Source organism: Actinacidiphila yanglinensis, from assembly GCF_900107965.1.
Lineage (GTDB): Bacteria > Actinomycetota > Actinomycetes > Streptomycetales > Streptomycetaceae > Actinacidiphila > Actinacidiphila yanglinensis.
Map to the genome: position 1 here is coordinate 60,574 of NZ_FNVU01000010.1, position 16,512 is coordinate 77,085.

Annotated in this window: 15 protein-coding genes and 3 pseudogenes; 8 read left to right on the top strand and 10 right to left on the bottom strand. The window is 68.4% G+C overall.

The genetic code is table 11. The features are described from left to right. Window positions 1-71: 71 nt before the first annotated feature. Complete coding sequence (locus C4U44_RS22815; RefSeq protein WP_103887840.1) at window positions 72-2,663, top strand: polysaccharide lyase family 8 super-sandwich domain-containing protein; 2,592 nt, start codon at window positions 72-74, stop codon at window positions 2,661-2,663. On the opposite strand, the gene C4U44_RS22820 is transcribed toward C4U44_RS22815, so the two are convergent. Continuing rightward, entirely contained in the window at window positions 2,630-3,532 is a 903-nt protein-coding gene (locus C4U44_RS22820; protein ID WP_103887841.1) for a helix-turn-helix domain-containing protein, read from the bottom strand. The genes C4U44_RS22815 and C4U44_RS22820 overlap by 34 nt on opposite strands. Before the next feature lie 106 nt (window positions 3,533-3,638). Here C4U44_RS22820 and C4U44_RS22825 point away from each other — a divergent pair, with 106 nt between their 5' ends. Genes C4U44_RS22825 through C4U44_RS22835 form a run of 3 tightly spaced genes read left to right on the top strand, consistent with a single transcriptional unit; the run spans window position 3,639 to window position 5,031 of the window. After that, on the top strand, window positions 3,639-4,469 hold the full coding sequence (locus C4U44_RS22825) for a helix-turn-helix domain-containing protein (RefSeq protein WP_103887842.1): 831 nt from the start codon (window positions 3,639-3,641) through the stop codon (window positions 4,467-4,469). Continuing rightward, window positions 4,466-4,675, top strand: a complete 210-nt coding sequence (locus C4U44_RS22830; RefSeq protein ID WP_103887843.1) for a DUF397 domain-containing protein — start codon at window positions 4,466-4,468, stop codon at window positions 4,673-4,675. The genes C4U44_RS22825 and C4U44_RS22830 overlap by 4 nt, the downstream gene beginning before the upstream one ends. 23 nt (window positions 4,676-4,698) lie before the next feature. Then, complete coding sequence (locus C4U44_RS22835; protein ID WP_103887844.1) at window positions 4,699-5,031, top strand: hypothetical protein; 333 nt, start codon at window positions 4,699-4,701, stop codon at window positions 5,029-5,031. A 155-nt stretch (window positions 5,032-5,186) separates the two neighbouring features. Here the strand turns inward: C4U44_RS22835 and C4U44_RS22840 are convergent, their stop codons facing one another. The 3 genes from C4U44_RS22840 to C4U44_RS22850 all read right to left on the bottom strand — a co-directional run bounded on the left by C4U44_RS22840 (window position 5,187) and on the right by C4U44_RS22850 (window position 8,630). Next, entirely contained in the window at window positions 5,187-7,319 is a 2,133-nt protein-coding gene (locus tag C4U44_RS22840; protein ID WP_160145085.1) for an ABC transporter permease, read from the bottom strand. A gap of 125 nt (window positions 7,320-7,444) precedes the next feature. After that, complete coding sequence (locus C4U44_RS22845; protein ID WP_235032272.1) at window positions 7,445-8,131, bottom strand: ABC transporter ATP-binding protein; 687 nt, start codon at window positions 8,129-8,131, stop codon at window positions 7,445-7,447. Between the two features lie 121 nt (window positions 8,132-8,252). Next, a complete protein-coding gene (locus C4U44_RS22850) occupies window positions 8,253-8,630 on the bottom strand; it encodes a hypothetical protein (RefSeq protein ID WP_146088316.1) in 378 nt (125 codons plus the stop codon). Window positions 8,631-9,340: 710 nt separating this feature from the next. Here C4U44_RS22850 and C4U44_RS42625 point away from each other — a divergent pair. From C4U44_RS42625 to C4U44_RS43770, 3 genes and pseudogenes are all read left to right on the top strand, one after another. Beyond that, a pseudogene (locus C4U44_RS42625) lies at window positions 9,341-9,520 on the top strand (IS5/IS1182 family transposase); the annotation flags it as partial. Between the two features lie 216 nt (window positions 9,521-9,736). Next, a complete protein-coding gene (locus C4U44_RS22860; RefSeq protein WP_235032273.1) occupies window positions 9,737-10,693 on the top strand; it encodes an AraC family transcriptional regulator in 957 nt (318 codons plus the stop codon). 62 nt (window positions 10,694-10,755) lie between these two features. After that, a pseudogene (locus C4U44_RS43770) lies at window positions 10,756-10,902 on the top strand (IS256 family transposase); the annotation flags it as partial. Between the two features lie 190 nt (window positions 10,903-11,092). On the opposite strand, the gene C4U44_RS41980 reads toward C4U44_RS43770, so the two are convergent. The 6 genes from C4U44_RS41980 to C4U44_RS22900 all read right to left on the bottom strand — a co-directional run bounded on the left by C4U44_RS41980 (window position 11,093) and on the right by C4U44_RS22900 (window position 15,881). Continuing rightward, window positions 11,093-11,272 (bottom strand): hypothetical protein, encoded by a 180-nt coding sequence (locus C4U44_RS41980; RefSeq protein WP_200823361.1) that lies wholly within the window; start codon window positions 11,270-11,272, stop codon window positions 11,093-11,095. A gap of 497 nt (window positions 11,273-11,769) precedes the next feature. Further along, window positions 11,770-12,432: an HAD family hydrolase gene (locus tag C4U44_RS22875; RefSeq protein WP_103887849.1), complete on the bottom strand. Its 663-nt coding sequence runs from the start codon at window positions 12,430-12,432 to the stop codon at window positions 11,770-11,772. Between the two features lie 121 nt (window positions 12,433-12,553). Then, on the bottom strand, window positions 12,554-13,294 hold the full coding sequence (locus tag C4U44_RS22880; RefSeq protein WP_103887850.1) for a class I SAM-dependent methyltransferase: 741 nt from the start codon (window positions 13,292-13,294) through the stop codon (window positions 12,554-12,556). A 104-nt stretch (window positions 13,295-13,398) separates the two neighbouring features. Continuing rightward, window positions 13,399-13,980, bottom strand: coding sequence for a hypothetical protein (locus C4U44_RS22885; protein WP_146088317.1), 582 nt, complete (start codon window positions 13,978-13,980; stop codon window positions 13,399-13,401). A 647-nt stretch (window positions 13,981-14,627) separates the two neighbouring features. After that, window positions 14,628-15,215: a hypothetical protein gene (locus C4U44_RS22895; RefSeq protein ID WP_146088318.1), complete on the bottom strand. Its 588-nt coding sequence runs from the start codon at window positions 15,213-15,215 to the stop codon at window positions 14,628-14,630. A gap of 120 nt (window positions 15,216-15,335) precedes the next feature. After that, a complete protein-coding gene (locus C4U44_RS22900; protein WP_146088319.1) occupies window positions 15,336-15,881 on the bottom strand; it encodes a hypothetical protein in 546 nt (181 codons plus the stop codon). A gap of 187 nt (window positions 15,882-16,068) precedes the next feature. Between C4U44_RS22900 and C4U44_RS22905 the strand changes: the two are divergent. Next, window positions 16,069-16,502: pseudogene (locus C4U44_RS22905) on the top strand (transposase); the annotation flags it as partial. Window positions 16,503-16,512 lie beyond the last annotated feature (10 nt).

The following is a 16,512-nucleotide window of genomic DNA, read 5'->3' on the forward strand; positions in this document are numbered from 1 at the left end:
TGACATCGAGGTCGGGTGTTGCTTGAATGCGGCAAGCGCTTTCCACCGCCCGCCCCCTGGAGGGTTCCGCCGTGCAGATCTCCCGTCGTGCCCTGCTCGCCGCGGTTCCGGCGACCGCCCTGCTGGCCGTGACGCAGCCGTCCCGCGCGTGGGCGGCCGGCGCCGGCGCGGCGGGCGGCCCGGCCGACCGCGCGACCGTACTGGCCAACACCGTCGACGTGTTCGCCGGCACCGACCAGTCCAACGCGCGGCCGGACGTCGCGGCCAAGACCGCCGCGATGGCCGCGACCGCCCGCACCCGGCTGACCGCCATGGACGCCGCGTCCGGCGGGGACGAGCTGTTCGGCGGCCTCGTCCTCGGCACCAGCGACCCCAACCTCACCTCGTCCTTCCAGTATCTGTACGAGATCGCGCTGGCCACCCGGGTGCCGGGCGGCGCCGCAGACCTGGTGGCCGACGCCGCCGTGCAGCAGCGCGTGGTGGACGGGATGGGCTGGCTGTACGACCACTACTTCGGGGACCAGGCAAGCGGTTACTACGGCAACTGGTTCAACTGGGAGATCGGGATCCCGCAGTACGCCACCAAGACGCTGATCCTGCTCAAGGACGCCGTCGCCGCCTCCTCCCGCCCCGACCTCGCCACGTCCTACGTCGCCGCGATGGACGGCTACCTGCGCAACGGCAAGGACGGCGACGTCGACCTCGACTCCCGCTTCCACACCGGCGCCAATCTCGCCGACATCACCACCGACCGGATGCTGCAGGGCGCGCTCCTCGACGACGACGCCAGGATCACCAAGGCCGTCGCGGACCAGATGACGGTGCTCGCCACCATCGACCCCTACGCGCTCCAGCACGGCGTCACCGACGGCTTCTACGCCGACGGGTCGTACCTCCAGCACGCGTCCGTGGCCTACACCGGCTCCTACGGCACCGGGCTGCTCACCCGGATCGTGCAGACCGTCAAACTCCTTGACGGCACCGCCTACTTGAGCGGAGCCGACCTGGTCGGTCCCGCGCGCGGCTGGGTCGCGAACAGCTTCGCGCCGCTGATCTTCGAGGGCTGGATGATGGAGGCGGTCAAGGGCCGGGCGGTCTCCCGCACCGGCACCGGGTACGCCGACGTCGGCACCGTCGTGGAGTCCGTGGTGGACCTGGCGTCGTACACCACGGGCGCGGACGCGGCGGCGCTGGCCGGGTACGCGAAGTTCGTCCACCAGGAGTCGCGTACGCCGGTGAACCCCGCGTCCTTCGTCTCCCCGGTCAGTGTCGCCCGGTACGCCGACATCCTCGCCGACCCCTCCGTGCCCGCCGCCGACCTCAATGCCCCCGCGCAGCACTCCGCGTTCAACGCCATGGACCGCGTCGTCCACCGCCGCCCCGGCTGGACCTTCACGCTGGCCCGCAGCTCCACCCGGATCAGCGGCTACGAGTACATGAGCGGCGAGAACCTGATGCCCTGGTTCCAGGGCGCCGGCGCGCACTACCTCTACCTCTCCGGCCAGGACCAGACGCAGGCGTTCGGCGTCGACTACTTCACCACCGTCTCGCCGTACGCCCTGGGCGGCGTGACCGCGCCGGTCGAGGAGCGCAAGACGGTCCCGGAGCTGTACGGCACGGCCTGGTACGACAACCCGGCGGCCGGCTTCACCTCGTCGTCGGAGTCCCAGAACACCTACGTGTACTTCCCGCTGTCCACCAACGCCCATTCCGGCGGCGCGCGTTCGGGCGCGTACGGCACCTGCGGGCTGGTGCTGTCCGACGACGCCGCCTACGTCGCCGCCCACAACGGCACGCTGCCCTCCGACTTCGTCGCCTACCGCAACGCGCGCGCCACCAAGTCCTGGTACCTGTTCGACGACGAGATCGTGGTGCTCGCCGCAGGCGTCGGCGACGGTGCGGGCCGCGCGGTGACCACGACGTTCGACACCCGCATCGCCGCGGCCTCGGACCCGGTCACGGTCTCCGGCGCGCTGCGCGACGGCAGCCCGTTCACCGGCCCCGGCACCGCCCCGCTGGCGTGGCTGCGCTATGCGGACACCGCCCAGGGCACCGCGATCGGGTACGTCCTGCTCGACGGTCCCGGCCAGGACCCGCACGCCCAGGTCCGGGTGGGCCTGGAGACCGTGACCCGCAGCCGGCAGGCCATCCGCACCTCCAACCCGAACACCGCGGTGACCAAGCAGGTCTTCTCCCTCGGCCACGACCAGCCGGCCGGCGACGCGCCCGCGTCGTTCGCGTACGCGCTGGTGCCGGGCGGGACCGAGAGCGCGCTGCGGTCGTACGGCACGGCCGGGGCGCCCGGGCACCGCGGGCCGCTGTCGGTGCTCGCCAACTCCACCGCGTTCCAGGCCGTCCGGCACGCCGGGCTCGGGATCACCGCGGCCAACGCGTTCACCCCCGGATCGCATCGCACCGGGGCGCTGGAGGTCGACGGCCCCGCCTCCGTGATCGTCCGCGAGCCGCGGGGCGGCGAGGTCTCCGTCTCGGTGGCCGACCCGACGACCGCGCGGGACACCGTCACCGTGACGTTGCGCGGGCGGCGGCTGCGCGTGGTGTCCGCCGACGACGGTGTCCGCGTCACCCGCGCCCAGGGTGCGACCCGGATCGAGGCCACCACCCGGCACACCTACGGCGCGACGTTGAACGTGACGCTGCGCTGAGCCGGGTCGCCCGGGCGTTCCTGCGCGACGTGCTCCTCCCGTACTGCGCGCAGGAACGCCAGTGAGGCCGCCGGCGTGAGGGCGGTGTCCCGGAGCAGGTCGTAGGCGAGGCGCAGCGGTTCGACGTCCTCGGGTTCCTCGACGAGGTGGCCGCTCCAACTGCTCTGCGTGTAGGCGACGGTGTGGCCGTCCTCGAAGAAGATCAGTTCCAGGCAGCTGCGGATGTGGTGCGGTCCGGTGCCGAACGGGACGACGTGCAGCGAGATGTCGGGCTGCTGCGCCACCTCGATCAGGTGCTCCAGTTGGGCGGTCCACGCCTGCGGGTCCCGCGCCCCGCGCCGCAGTACCGCCTCGTCGATCAGCGCCCGGTAGTGCACGGGGTTCGGTCCGGTGAGGCGGTCCTGCCGCTTGAGCCGGGCGGCGACCTGGGTGCCCAACTGCTCGACGCTGCGCGGCCGCGCGGAGCGGAGGTGTTCCTCGGCGTACTGCTTCGTCTGGAGCAGGTAGGGCACCGCGCTGACGGCGTACTCCTGGACGCTCACCGCGTCCGCCTCCAACGGGACCAGCCCGAGGAACGGGCGGTCCTTCGCCTCGCGTCGGGCCAGGTGCCACAGCTTCACCAGCAGGGTCCCGGTCCCGTACACCTTGTCCAGCGCGGCGGCCGCTTCGAGCGTGCCGAGTCGCGTGCCGCGCTCCAGCCGGTGCAGGTAGCTCTGCTCGTACATGCAGAGCGCCGCGAGTTGCACCAGGGTCAGCCCGGACTGCTGCCGACGGTAGGCCAGTTCGCTCGTGTACACCTCCCGCGCGGACACCCACTCCCAGTCGAACGGGTCCTTCCGGGTACGGCTCCCGCCGCTGCTGCCGGACATACGGTTCTCCTCTCCGTAATGGGTCCACTACCGGGAGGAGTCAGGGTGGCCTAGAGTCTGGGAGTCTTCAACTTGAGTGTTTTGCTCGGAGAGTTAGGGCTCTCGCATGGTGAACCGGAAGAAGCTGGACCCCGATAGTTCGCCGGAGGCGGCGTTCGGCCAGCATCTGCGCAGATTACGGGATGAGCGCGGATGGACGCAGGACGAACTGGGCGCACGTATGAGGTGCACCGGGACGCATATATCCGCCGTCGAAACTGGTCGTCGCCCTCCAACTGGTCATTTCGCGCTGAGTGCTGACACGGCCTTTGGCACTGGCGACAAGTTCCAACGCATGGTCTCCGCCCTGAAGAACACCGCGCTGTTGGAGGGCTTCCCGGAGTACGTCCGGCAGGAGGTACGCGCTGCTGAGATCAGGGTGTTCGAGGTCGGACTCGTTCCCGGTCTGCTCCAGACACCGGAGTACGCGGCGGCGATCACCGGGAGCGCGGTGAGTCGGGGGTCGATCACCAAGCAGCAGGCAGAGCAACGGCTGGCTCTCCTTGCGGAGCGGCAAGCGTCTCTTATTCGAACCCCGGCGCCTCTCGTCTACGCGGTACTTGACGAGAGCTGTATCCGGCGCCCGGTCGGGGGGTTGGGGGTCATGGCAGCTCAGTTGGATCGGCTCGTTGAGTTCGCCGAGCTGCCGTCCACGGTTCTCCAGATCGCCCCGTTCAGCCTTGGTGCACGGCGCGCGTTTGACCTGCCTGTCTACCTGTTGACCCTGCCGGATCGCTCCCTCGTGTCCTACGCCGAGTCTGCTCATCGTGGACATCTTGAGCGCGAAAGCACGTTCGTACTGCCCATGCTGACGGCCTACCATCACCTACAGGTGGAAGCTCTGTCCCAAGCGGACACCGTCGCCATGATCAGCACGTTACGAAAGGGCACGCCGTGACGACCCAAACTCCGCGTTGGTTCACGTCTTCGTACAGCAGCAACGGCGGGGCCTGCGTCGAGGTTGCCGTCAACCTCGTTGCCGCACAGGGCTTGGTCCCGGTCCGTGACTCCAAGGACCCGAGCGGCCCAGCACTGGCCCTCCCCGCCGACGCGTTCGCCTCGTTCGTCGCGGGCATCAAGGCGGGCGACTTCCCCCTCGCCTGACCCGGGTCGGGGAGTCAGAAGCGATGGCTGCTGCGCGATACCGGGCCGAGAGCGAGAACGGCGACCATATCGATGACCCGTCCGAGGACGCCCTGTTCATGCTGATCGAGGACCTCAACGACTCGGGCAACACCTTTGTCGTGATCCAGCCCGACGAAGACGATCCGGCCTGGTTCACGTCGGTCGCCGTCCTGGACGACGGCGGCTACGAGGTCGTCCGCCGCGACACCACCCGCCGCGAACACGACGTCGCGACCGCGACCAGCATCGATCGGGTCGCTCGCGACCTCACGATCTGGATGAGCGCCCGCGACTTTCCCGGGCGGCCCACTCAGCGCACCAAGACGGCCGGGTAGGGGGAGCCGTCCGACCAAACCGCCGCTGCCCCGCGGTCCGCGTGCCCAGAACAGCGCGTGATGGGTGGCTTGCCGTCCTCTGGCCGAGCCCGTCTTCTTGCGGTTCGCCTGCTGGTCGATCTTCCCCCGGATCGCCAGGGTGATGTGAAGGGGCGTCAGTCGCCGCGCGGGCGCCAGGCTCGGGCTTGGCGGACGGCGACGATGGTTGCCCACAGCCACATGAGCACGCTGACAAGCAGGACGATCCCTGTTGTCGACCAGAGCAGTTCCGGGGTGATGTAGGACTTTCCGTCCGCGGTGACCGGGGCGGCAAGGCCGACGGCGACAACGCTTCCGGCGAGTCCGGCCAAGGCGATTGGGGCGAGCACGGACCAGGCCGAGCTGCTACGGAATAGGCGCAGGCCGCCGGTGAGAACGGTCAGAGGCGCGAGTGCACGTCCCTGGCGCAGGAATTCGGCCATGGCGCTGAGACCTGCGGTAACTGTGAGTACGCATATGCCGATCACGCCGAGCAGTGTGCTCCAACGGCCCTGGTCGCGGTTGGGGATTCCCGCTGTCACCTGATCTTCTCCTGGTGCGCCGACGTGCGCCCCACGAGGAAAGACTGCGTAAGCCAGGCGTTTGAGGTACGGGATGGAAAGGTCTCTTCCGTCTCTGCTCAGGACGGCGAGGAGAGACTCCTCTGCTGCGGAGGCTGCGCGATGTGCAAGCTCAACGGTGTCGGTCCGGCGGACGTCCAGAAGGAGCGCGCCGTGCGGTGTCCACCGAATGAATTCCTGCAGTCTGGGATCCTGAGGTACTCCGCTGATGCGTTGCTCGGTTTTGGGGCACCCGAGTCCGACTGTGGCGAGGGCCTCGCAGCTGCCGTACAGCGACATGGGGGAACCGGCGTTGCCGGGGTCGGCCGGGGGGACGAGGAGGAGAGCTTCGGTTTCGGGCAGACGGTTGAGGAACGCGCTCATGTCGGAGGGAGGGACGCGGCCGTTGGTCCCGACCGAGACTGCGCTGCGGCCGATGCGGTCGAGGGTGCGCTGTGCTTCGGCGCTCTGCGAGCCGAAGAGTCCCTGCCAGGCGACTGCCTGCATCAGAACGATCAGTGCGACGGTGATACCGGTGACCAGCCGGGCAGTGGCACCCGGGTGCGCGGTGATGCGCCGACCGGCCACGAGGGTTCCGGGCAGTGCCCGCCTTTGTCCCCAACGGGTCAGTACGCGGCCGGCCGCAGCAACGACGGTCGCGACGGCCGCAGGAAGGGTGAGGACAGTCCCTGCGATGCCCGCCCAGCTGATGAGGATGCGCCCGACGGAGTCGGACCCGGGCTCGGCGAGGCCTGGGCCGCGTACCGCGAGAAGGATCATCAGGGGGCACAATGCCGCCAGTCGGGAGATCCAGGCAATACGGGCGGCGCTGCGGGGGCGCGCGTCGGTGGCGGCCTGACGCTGGGCGAGATCCGCCAGGACCACCGCCGCCAGGACAGCCAGCAGAGCCACGACGGGTGCGACGCCGAGCCACCAGCAGTACTGGCGTAAGAACCCGGAAGAGACGATGTATCCGGTGCAGGGGACGTGGACGTCATATCGCAGCGCCGTAGCGACAGCTGCCGCGCCGAGCAGTGCGCCGAGAAGGACTGGGAGTGCGGCTTCGCCGATGGCGACCAATGCGCGGTCCCGGCGCCGTCCACCCAGTGCGGTCACCAGCGCGGTTCTGCGATCGCGGGCGTGCGCGCCGGTGCGTGCCGCGACGAGGAGGAGTGCCAGGCTCGGCAGGCAGAGCATGCCGAGGATCGCGGCCTGAAACATCCACTCGGGTTTGTCGTCGTCACGTCCCGATCCAGGTTCGAGCCCGGGGGCGATCGAGCTGCCCGCCGAGGGGCCGAAGCCGGTGATGAGGTCGCTCGGCTCTTTGGCGGCCAGACCCCCACGGGGGCGGACGTAGGCGAGCCACTCGGTCGGCTCGTCCAGCCCCTCGGCCTTGATGGTGCCCGCCAACCGGCCGTAGCGGTGATCTATGTCCTCCGCTGCGCCAGCTTTCCGCAGAGCCGGAGACAGCACTGCCTGGCCCGGTGCCGGCCAGGCATCCACCCCTGGAGGCAACGGCGCATCGCCCTTGTGCGGTGCCAGATAGACCACACTGAAGCGCCGTTGACCGCTGAGCGAGTCAGAACCCACCAGCCAGGTGGTGGAGTTGCCGGAACGATGCACGTCGTCGGCGGCGATCACGGGGGTTCTGGCGATGCGGCGTTCTTCCTTGCCGGCATATACGGCGTGGACCGCGATGCTGCTGCCCAAGGAAATGGTCAAAAACGCGGTGACCAGGGCTAGCGCGGAGAACCGGATGCCTCCGGCCTCGGCTCGCCGGCCGGCGGTGCGCCCGATGGCCAGGAGACGGCCGGTGAGACCTCGTGAAGCGGCAGTCATCGGCTACCCGCCCCGGTGGAAGCAGCTTCAAGGGCTCCGCCGGACAACAGCAGAGTGCGGTCTGCACGTGCGGCGACGCCCGGATCGTGGGTGACAACGAGCAGCCCGCAGGAGTACTGCCTGGGCAGGTCGAACAGCTGATCGGCGGTGCGGTCCCGGGTGTGGCTGTCGAGTGCCCCGGTCGGCTCGTCGGCGAGCAAGAGAGCCGGTTCGTTGATCAGCGCACGGGCTACCGCTGTGCGTTGGCGCTCGCCCCCGGACAACTCCTGGCTCGTCACGGCTTCTGGCACGCCGAGGTTGGCGAGGAGCCTTTGTGCTCGCTGTCGCGCGCCGACGCCGTTGTGGGACAGCAGTGCTGCCAGTACGACATTGTCCAAGGGGCTGAGTTCCGGCAAGAGTTCGCCGAACTGGAAGACCATGCCGATTCTCTGAGCACGCAGCGAGGCCATGCGCGACGTGCGCAGCGTCGTGATCTCGGTGCCGACTACCCGGATCGTCCCGGCATCCGGCTTGATCAGCCCGAGGATGCAGGACAGCAGCGTGCTCTTGCCGGAACCGCTCGGACCGGTCACGGCTATCGATTCGCCGATCCCCAGTGTCAGGGCGAGGCCGTCGAACAAAGCCCGCCCGCCGATCGCATGCCGTAGTGCCCCGACTTCCAGTACCGCCTGGCCGTCTGCCACGGCTTGGTGTGGCCTACCCACTCGTCCCGTCCTCACTGCGCTGTGTGTAGCTGGATACGGTTGCGGTGGGGCGGTTCGAGACCGCCCCACCGTATTAACGTGCTGCTAGCGCCCAGCCGCCTTAGACGCCGTCACCGGGACGGTCGTCCGGCCCGCATCGGTCCGGCGCGAGTGAGATGTTGACGCAGGCGGTCACCTTGCGGACGTAGTTGGTCTCGTCCAAGCCGCTGTAAGCGGTGGTGCCGTGCCCCCCGGAGTTGTCGAGCCGAAGGCCCGTGTTGTACCGGCGGTCGTACAGGGAGTAGACGGAGTGGCCGTCCCCCAGAGTGTCCTTGACCGCGACCTGGCCGTTGGTCCCGTGGCTCCAGGTGTACGCGCCGTTGACAGTCGAGTCGAGACTCTCCCCAGCGCCGGCGGCGAAAGCCTGTCCAGCGCCCGACAGCGCCAGCACAGCGGCTCCCCCCACCAGGACCTTCCCCATGGTTTTACCGAAAAACATAGACCCTCCCCAGTAGGCACCCTTGGACCAGGTGCCTGAGCGTGTATTCGCTTCCTCTGCTACGCGGCAACGGTTCCGTGCGGCTTGTGGGCGGAACCGGGTTATCCCTGGACAGGCCCCATCACCAGGCCCGTCCGAGATATCTCCTACTCTCTTGATCCTTCCGCGAGAATCCGCTCGACCTTTCGTACAGCCGGCGGATCCGGGGCTGTCCCCCGGGGAAAAGCATGGCCGGACCGGTGACCGGTGTCCTTGACGATGAGTGCCCAGCACCTTGACTCTCGGTCCACCTGCGCCTGCACCTGCACGTGGCCTGAGGGGTGTTCTGCTGGTTGGTTCTCGGGGTCCGGGGGCGGTGGACCAGCGGATTCGGAGCCGCCCCGCATACCACGGCCGGGACTTCGGCGATCTGCTCGCGCTTGCCGGGCTGTACCACTGGAGCGCGGTCTGGAGGGCTTCACCGACGATTTCTACACGTGCCCTGCCCGCCCTGCGGAGGAGCGTTGACCATCGCCATCGGGGATTACTGGTTCTACTCGGCGCTCCGCGATGGGGGTCGGGGCGACGTCGAGCGACGGGAGCTGCTACCCGCCGCGACCGCGGACCCTCACGACCCCGGCCGCTGGATGCATGCCACGGCAGCCCGCGATGGGCAGCATCGCCTCGCGGCGGGCATCGAGTATCTCTTTGGCCGGAGGCCGGCCTTGCGGCGCATGCGGTTCCCCAAGGACGCCGCGATCATTGTGGACGGCACCCTCGTCAATCGCGACCACACCATCGCCGAGCAGGCGAAGATATACGGGTACTCCACCAGCCACCAGATCGTCATCGCCGCGGACACCCACTTCGTCGTCGGCATCGGTGGACCGCAACCCGGGAACCGCAACGACTGCAATATTGCCGATGGGCGCTATTCGGCCAACGTGGGTGATTCGGCGAGGTGGGCCTTACGCATCGCTCCCTTTTGCCTGGGCGGAGATGTGGCCTGAAATCCCTTCTTGTATGGCATTCCGGTCGCGGTGTGTAGTTGTCAGGGGGGAGATTCGCCTACTTCGAGGTGGGCGAGTCTCTGGACACAACATCGCGGGGGGATTCAGTTGCTTGACGTGAAGGTATTCCGCACGGTGGATCTACCGGCGGCCGACCGGTTCGACGCTTGGCAGGAGCTTTTGGGACAGACGCACGCACCGGTACACCTGAGCAGTGACTTCGCCAACAATTTCGATGCGACGCTGCACCAGTTCAACCTCGGAGAGATCACGTTGTGGCCTGCCACCTACCCGCACCTGACCTGGCATCGGCCGCCCAGGCTCGTGCGGCAGTCCGATCCGGAGAGCTGTCACCTCACGCTCGTACTCCGCGGTGACGGCGTGGCGCAGTGGGACCGTTCCGAGAGGGTTCTCGGCCCCTATGACTTCCACACCAACCACACCTCGGTGCCCTACCTCATCCACTGCCGCCCTGGGCAACACGAGATGATCGGCGTCGAACTGCCCAAGTCGTCACTGGGCCTTCCCTGGGATCGAGTACGGCAGGTGATCGGGCAGGGGCTGTCAGCCGAGAACGGTATCGGCACGCTGCTGGCGCAGTTCCTCACCCAGGTGACCCGAGACGCCGTCAGCTACGCACCGGCCGAGGCGCCACGGCTGGGCGGGGTGCTCACCGACCTCGTCACCGGGCTGTTCGCGCGTGCCCTTGACGCCGACGAGCACGTTCCCCCGGAAACCCGAACACGAAACCTTGCGCTGGAGGTGAAAGCCTTCATCCGGCGCAACCTGTGGGACGCGGACCTGACTCCCAGTGCTGTCGCCGCCACACACCACATATCCCGAAGCTATCTGTACCGCCTATTCCACGCCGAAGGCGGGACCGTCGCCGCCTACATCCGCACCCAGCGCCTTGAAGCTGTCCGCCGCGCCCTGGCCGATACCTCCGCGTCTGCCGTGCCGATCCACACCATCGCCGCCCGCTGCGGCTTCAGGGACCACGCCACCTTCACTCGTTCCTTCCGTGCCGCATACGGCATCACCCCCCGCGACTACCGACAGGCGGCTCGCCTATGACTCGGTCGACGGTGCCTGACTGACGGACTGTAAAACGTTCGGTGCGACTCCCGATCGCGGAAATGGCCGTGGACGACCAGTTGATCGACGAGCTGGTAGATCGGGCCCAAGCCGAGGGCCTGCATCTGACCGGTGAGGGCGGGCCGCTTCAGCGATGACCAAGCGGCTGCCGAACTCCGCTCTGGAAGGCGAGATCACCAACCATCTCGACAGGCCCACCTGCCGGAGGGTGCCGCGCTCGATGTACGCCGATTCACGGGAAGGCGTACATCGAGCGCGGATCACCTCTGCGACTGGGCCGGGTGGTGGAAGCCGCGCCGGGCTCGCCGGCTGCAGGCGTCTCCACCTCCGCTCACCCACCGGAGGGACGGCCGAGTGCGACGGGGAAAGCTGGACCCGTCAGACGGAAGTGGGGAAATTCGGCTGCTCGGGGCCGCGCGGGATCTCGATGCGCTCCTCCCCGGTGCGTAGCGCGCGCAGGATGACCCGGCCGACGTATTCCGGGGAGTGCGCCTCCATGCCCGTCGGCAGATCGCCCCGCTTGTAGAACTCCGTGTCGGTGACAAAGGGGAGTACCAAAGAGAGCTTGCCGCTTCGACCACGAGGGCACCCCACTCCCTGCCGCCGACCAGACTCCGCAGCCGCCCCGGCGGTGAGCCGGGGAGCGCGCGGCGAGCTGCCTTGAGTAAGTGGAGATAGGTTTCGACACCGCCAAGGCGCCAGGCTGTGCCAAGTGCGGACGGCGCCGAGCTTGCGGGTGGGCTCTTGGGCGATGCGGTAGGCGAGTTGGGCTCGGCCGGCCCTGACCGCCGCCCCGTCGACTTCGATCACCCGGCATCACGCTGCTGCCATGATCAGGCGTACCGCTCGATCAGCGAGAACCTGGCCGCCCCAGATTTCTGGGCCCTGCTTGACGACGACGAGTCCCTGAGCCCGGTCGGACGGACAGAGGTTCACCTGATACAGGAAGCAGCCCGCGCATTGCGCACCCCGCATCTGCTGGAGAGGGTCACCCCACCCGCAGCCAGGCAGCACAACTCGTTCTGAGACCGCGGCGAACGACCTTGTCGCGGCCATCAACGACTCGCTGTGACCAGGCGGCTCAAGACCGGAAGCACGCCGCGCAGGTCGTCGCCGTCCACCGTGACGGTCGCCGCCTCGCGCGCTCCTGCCGAGGCGTTGAACGCCACGCTCAACCCGACGGCTGCGAACAGCGGCAGATCGGAGCGGCTGTCCCCGACGGCCCCGCACGAGCGGGGGGCCAGCTCCAGTTCTCGCGCCCGCGTGAGCGCGAAATCCCGCTTGCCGTACTCGTCGAAGTGACGGGCGACCCGCCCCGTGAACCGACCGCCGGCGGTCTCCAGCCGGGGGCCACTGAACCCTTGGAAGCCGAAACGGTCAGCCAGATAGCTGCCGACCGGCGACCAGGCGAGGGTCGCCAGCACGGGCACCAACCCGTTCTGCCGGCACCAGGTCACGGTCTCCGCGATGCCCGCGACCAAGGGGAGCCCGTCGAGCCAGCCGGAGACCTGGTCCTCGGGAACCCCTGCCCAGCCCGCGGCATCCAGCTCGGAGACCTGCCGGTTGTCCAGGTCACCGGAGGCATAGGCGTCCTCGGCCTTGGCCAACGCGTCCCTGTGGCCGAGGAAGCCGGCCAGGAAGACCGACGAACTCGTGCCGGGGACGAGGGTGCCGTCGACGTCGAAGAACACGGCGCCCGCGCGATCGTTTGAGAACACCGCCCTAGGATGCACCTCACCTCGCGAAACACCAGCTCGGGGGCGCCCCCGGGGGGACTTCCGACGAACGCCCTGGACCTGCCCGGTGAGGGGATGCCGTCACGTCCCGGCGCGGCGGAACCTACGGTTTGTGGGTGACCCAGAGGAGTTCCGCCGGCCAGCGGTGGGCCCAGTCGGCCGGGTCCGTTTCGTTGTAGCCGTTGGGCGTTCCGAGGTCGGGCCGCGGCTCGATGAGGTCGTCGATGACGAGGCCCGCGCCGCGCAGGACCCTGACCCAGTCGCCGTAGGTGAGCTGGTAGCTGGTCGCGCCGTCGCCCTCGGCGATGGTGTTCAGGCCGAAGTAGTCCTGCTGGAGCGTCGTGGTCACCCGGCTCGCGGCCTCGTCGTAGCAGGCTTCGAACCATGGGCTTGCGACGTTGAACACCAGGCGCCCGCCTCGACGCAGGATGCGTGCGGCCTGCGGGACGGCCAGGTGCGGGGGCGCCCAGCTGAGCCCGCCGAAGTCGCAGAACACCAGGTCGAAGCTGCCGTCGGCGAAGGGGAGGTGTTCGGCGGCGCCTTGCACGAGCGAGTAGCGGGCCGCTCCCGTCGCGCCGGCCGCTGCGCCGAGTTGGGCCTCGGACAGGTCGAGCCCGACCACGGTGGCGCCCTCCGCGGCGAGTGCCCTGGACCACTGGCCGGCGCCGCAGCCGAGTTCGAGGACGCGCTTGCCGGTCACGTCGCCGAGGGCGTGCAGCTGCGCGTCGGGGATCGAGTACATGCCCCACAGCCGGGGTGCGGCGCCGATCTGCGCATCGTGCTTCTGCTGGTAGGAGCCGCTGATCCGGTTCCAGAGCTGCCGGTTGGAGGGGATGCTGTTCACCCGCCGACTCCAGCACTGCCTGTCGGGGGAGGTCAACACGATTAAGGTCCGGCGGCTCGCCTCGCTCCGGAACGGGAGAGAAGCTCCCTACCTGGGAGAAGCTCCTACATGCGCTCCAGCGCCCACATCAGTGCCTCGTCGGCGCCGCTGAGGCTCATCTGATCCCCGCCCCGCTCGTAGGGCCCGCCGACGACCAGGTGGTACTCGGCTTCCACGTGTTGCGCACCGGGCGGCCCGGACAGCCATTCCCGCTCGGACCCCGGACCGGGGCAGGCGCCGGTCAGCACCCAGCGAAGCGCCTCGATCTGCCCCGCTGTGTAGCGGTCTTCGGCCTCGGGCGTCAGCTCGGTGATCTGTTCGTTGATCTCCGCGGTTCCCCGCAGCCGCGGCGTGGGGTCCAGGATCCCCATGGCGGAGACGATGGTCAGCGGATCGTGTCCGGTGGACCTCAGGACCTCCAGCGCGATGCTGCCCGGCCGTGCGTAGTTCGATCCGGCACCGGACAACCAGATGTCCGGTCGCTCTCCGTCCGGGGTCGTGTTCCGGTAGAGCTGGGCGAAATAGCTGCCGATCGGCTCGTCATAACCCCAGGCACTCTGGTTTTCCCATCCCGGGAGTTCCAGCGTGGTGCGGAACCCCTCTCCCGGTGCGCGGTCGAAGCTGCGGGACGTCGACAACTCGAACATGCGGTGCATCATGCCATGCGCACCGGGAACAACTACCGTGTTCTGCGGGGAAGTTCATGCTCGGCGGCGGCTCGCACCGGGGGAAGCAGCGCAGCGGTCGCGTTCCGCGGTCCGGACCTGGGACGGCCTGGTGCAGGAGCGTGGCAACCCGCCCCGGACGGTACTGCTCGCGCGCCGCAGGGCCGTGTATCGAAAGTGGATCTTGATCGATGAATGATCACGGTTCATGGGGCGCGGAGATCTCACGGACGAGCAGTGGTTAGTGCTGGAACCATTGTTGCCGAAGGGGACGAAGGCGGGTGGCCGCCTGTGTGGCCTCGCCGGCAGTTGATCGACGGCAGACGGTTCCGGGTTCGTGCCGGAGTTCCGTGGCGGGACAAGTGGGCTGGACTTCAGAAGGAACGGCGTCCTCACCGAGCCTGGTGATCACGGGCTGGGCCGCTCGCGGGGCGGGTTCAGCACCAAGCTGCACCTAGGGCCTGTCGTTTGGATCAACCTGTTGCGTCGCGGAGGGCATAGGTGACAAGCGCTCTGGCAAAGGTGGTGGGAGCAACGCTCGGGACTTGTGGATCAGCCCGGGGAGAACGCGGAAGGCGCACCGGGGCGAGACCGTCGCCGTCGTTGCCCACGGCCTGCCCGACGTGTGTTCAATCGCCGTTGGAGAGGGCGCGCAGGTACCTGTCGAGAAAGTCACCGTCGCGTACGACGCCGGTGGAGTTAAGCCAGTAGTCGGCGATGATCGACGGTACGAGCTGATCGAGGGCGACGATCGCTTCGCGTAGTTGAGCGAGGCGCTCGGCGTCCAGCGTTTCGACGTGGAACCATACCTGGCGTACCAGAGAGCCGCCGGCCTCCAGCTTGAGGAAGCAGGTCGCGTCGAGGCCGTAGCAGTGCGCCTCGTCTTCGTGGGTGCCATATGGATCGTGCGCATCGGGCCTGAAGCCCGCCGACGCCGTTGCGGCGAATCGGCGCACCCGCGGCAAGATCGGCGAGAGAGCGGCATCCGCCTGGTCCAAGCGCAGACCAGCTTCGGCGTAGTCGTGCTCAGGTGATGCGATGACGTGCACGTCCGTCCAGCCGACACCATCCGGAGCGCGGTTGGCCTCGTTCGCGGTATCGGCGGCGCGTACGTCATCCGCGACTTCGCCTACGGCGGCGAGCGGGTAGAGGCACCGCATACCCACCTCGTCTTCATGTATATGAATATGTCGAGGGGCCGTGGGGTCGTCGGTCACCCCCTCACGCTACGGCACGCGGGTCGAGCAGTCGTCTGATCGTCCGCGACCATCTACCTCGCCGGACTCCACATCGCCGGCACCTTCATCTGGTCCGCCCGATGATCCAAACGAGAGTGCCTAGATGTTGATCTCGGGTGGCTGGCCGTCGTCTTCCAGAGCCGCCCGAGCGACGTCACTGAATCTGGTCATGCGCTGGCTCAGCAGCATGAACACGTCCATCACCCGCGCCTCATTGCCGTCCTGCCCAGGCACGTAGGTCAGGGACACCATCTGCATGAGCGCCATCACGACGGCGTCCCCAGCTTGAGCGACCCCCCAGGGCCCCTGGATAGCCACCGAGGCGTTCTTCTTCGTCAGAGTGGCTCCTGCGCCGGTCGGCAGGATCTGCGTCGGGTTTCCTGATCGCTTGGCCTGCGCGATGTTGGCCCCAATGGCGTCGCTGACCATCTGGGCTTCCGTCATGAGGTCCTCGTACGCCTTCGCCCGGTTGCTACGCCGCTCCACCAGGCTCTCGTACCGCCGCTGGCGGTTCGCCTCCTTCTCCTGCGCCTGGAGCTGGAGTTCCGCCTGCTGCGTGTTGAACCAGCCTGTAACCCCCGCCGCCAGGGCAGCGATGCCGCCACCTACGGCCGTACCGACTACGCCCACCCATGCCGCGTTCACGCCCGGATTCTCGCCGAGCCGGCCAAGCCCGCGCCGACCAAACGCAAAAGAATGCCCCACCACGGTGATCCCGCCACCGTCCGCCTCGGCTGGGCGTCCGGTCCCGCAACAACCGCTCGATCCGCGCCCACTGCGCGTCGCTTAACGGCAAACTGGAGCAACGATCAGATGATCCGAACGACACGGCCTAGCGGTCGAGCAGGGCCAAAAGCCCATGTCGATCGTGGTGACGGCAGGGCAGCGTGGCGACTCGCCGCAGTTCAAACGGTGCTGGAGAAGATCCGCGTGCCCCGCCTCGGGCCAGGCCGCCCGCGCGTCCGCCCCGATCGCGTGCGCGCTGACAAGGCGTACGCCTCCCGCAAGAACCGCGCCTACCTTCGCCGCCGCGGGATCCGCTGCACCATCCCGGACAAGGCCGACCAGGCACGTAACCGCCAGAAGCGAGGCCGCCACGGTGGCCGGCCATCACATTTCGACCCGGTCGACTACCGCGAGCGTCACGCCGTCGAGTGCGGAATCAATCGCCTCAAACGCCACCGGGCGATAGCCACCAGCTACGACAAGCTCGCGGTCCGCTTTGAAGCCACGGTCCTCATCGCGGCCATCAACGAGTGGTTGTGATCAGTACACG

What these genes read in the sequence shown, in the direction of transcription:
- C4U44_RS22820 (WP_103887841.1), bottom strand. Translation starts at nt 3,532, where the DNA reads ATGTCCGGCAGCAGCGGCGGGAGCCGTACCCGGAAGGACCCGTTCGAC.
- C4U44_RS22825 (WP_103887842.1), top strand. Translation starts at nt 3,639, where the DNA reads ATGGTGAACCGGAAGAAGCTGGACCCCGATAGTTCGCCGGAGGCGGCG.
- C4U44_RS22835 (WP_103887844.1), top strand. Translation starts at nt 4,699, where the DNA reads ATGGCTGCTGCGCGATACCGGGCCGAGAGCGAGAACGGCGACCATATC.
- C4U44_RS22850 (WP_146088316.1), bottom strand. Translation starts at nt 8,630, where the DNA reads ATGTTTTTCGGTAAAACCATGGGGAAGGTCCTGGTGGGGGGAGCCGCT.
- C4U44_RS22885 (WP_146088317.1), bottom strand. Translation starts at nt 13,980, where the DNA reads ATGTTCGAGTTGTCGACGTCCCGCAGCTTCGACCGCGCACCGGGAGAG.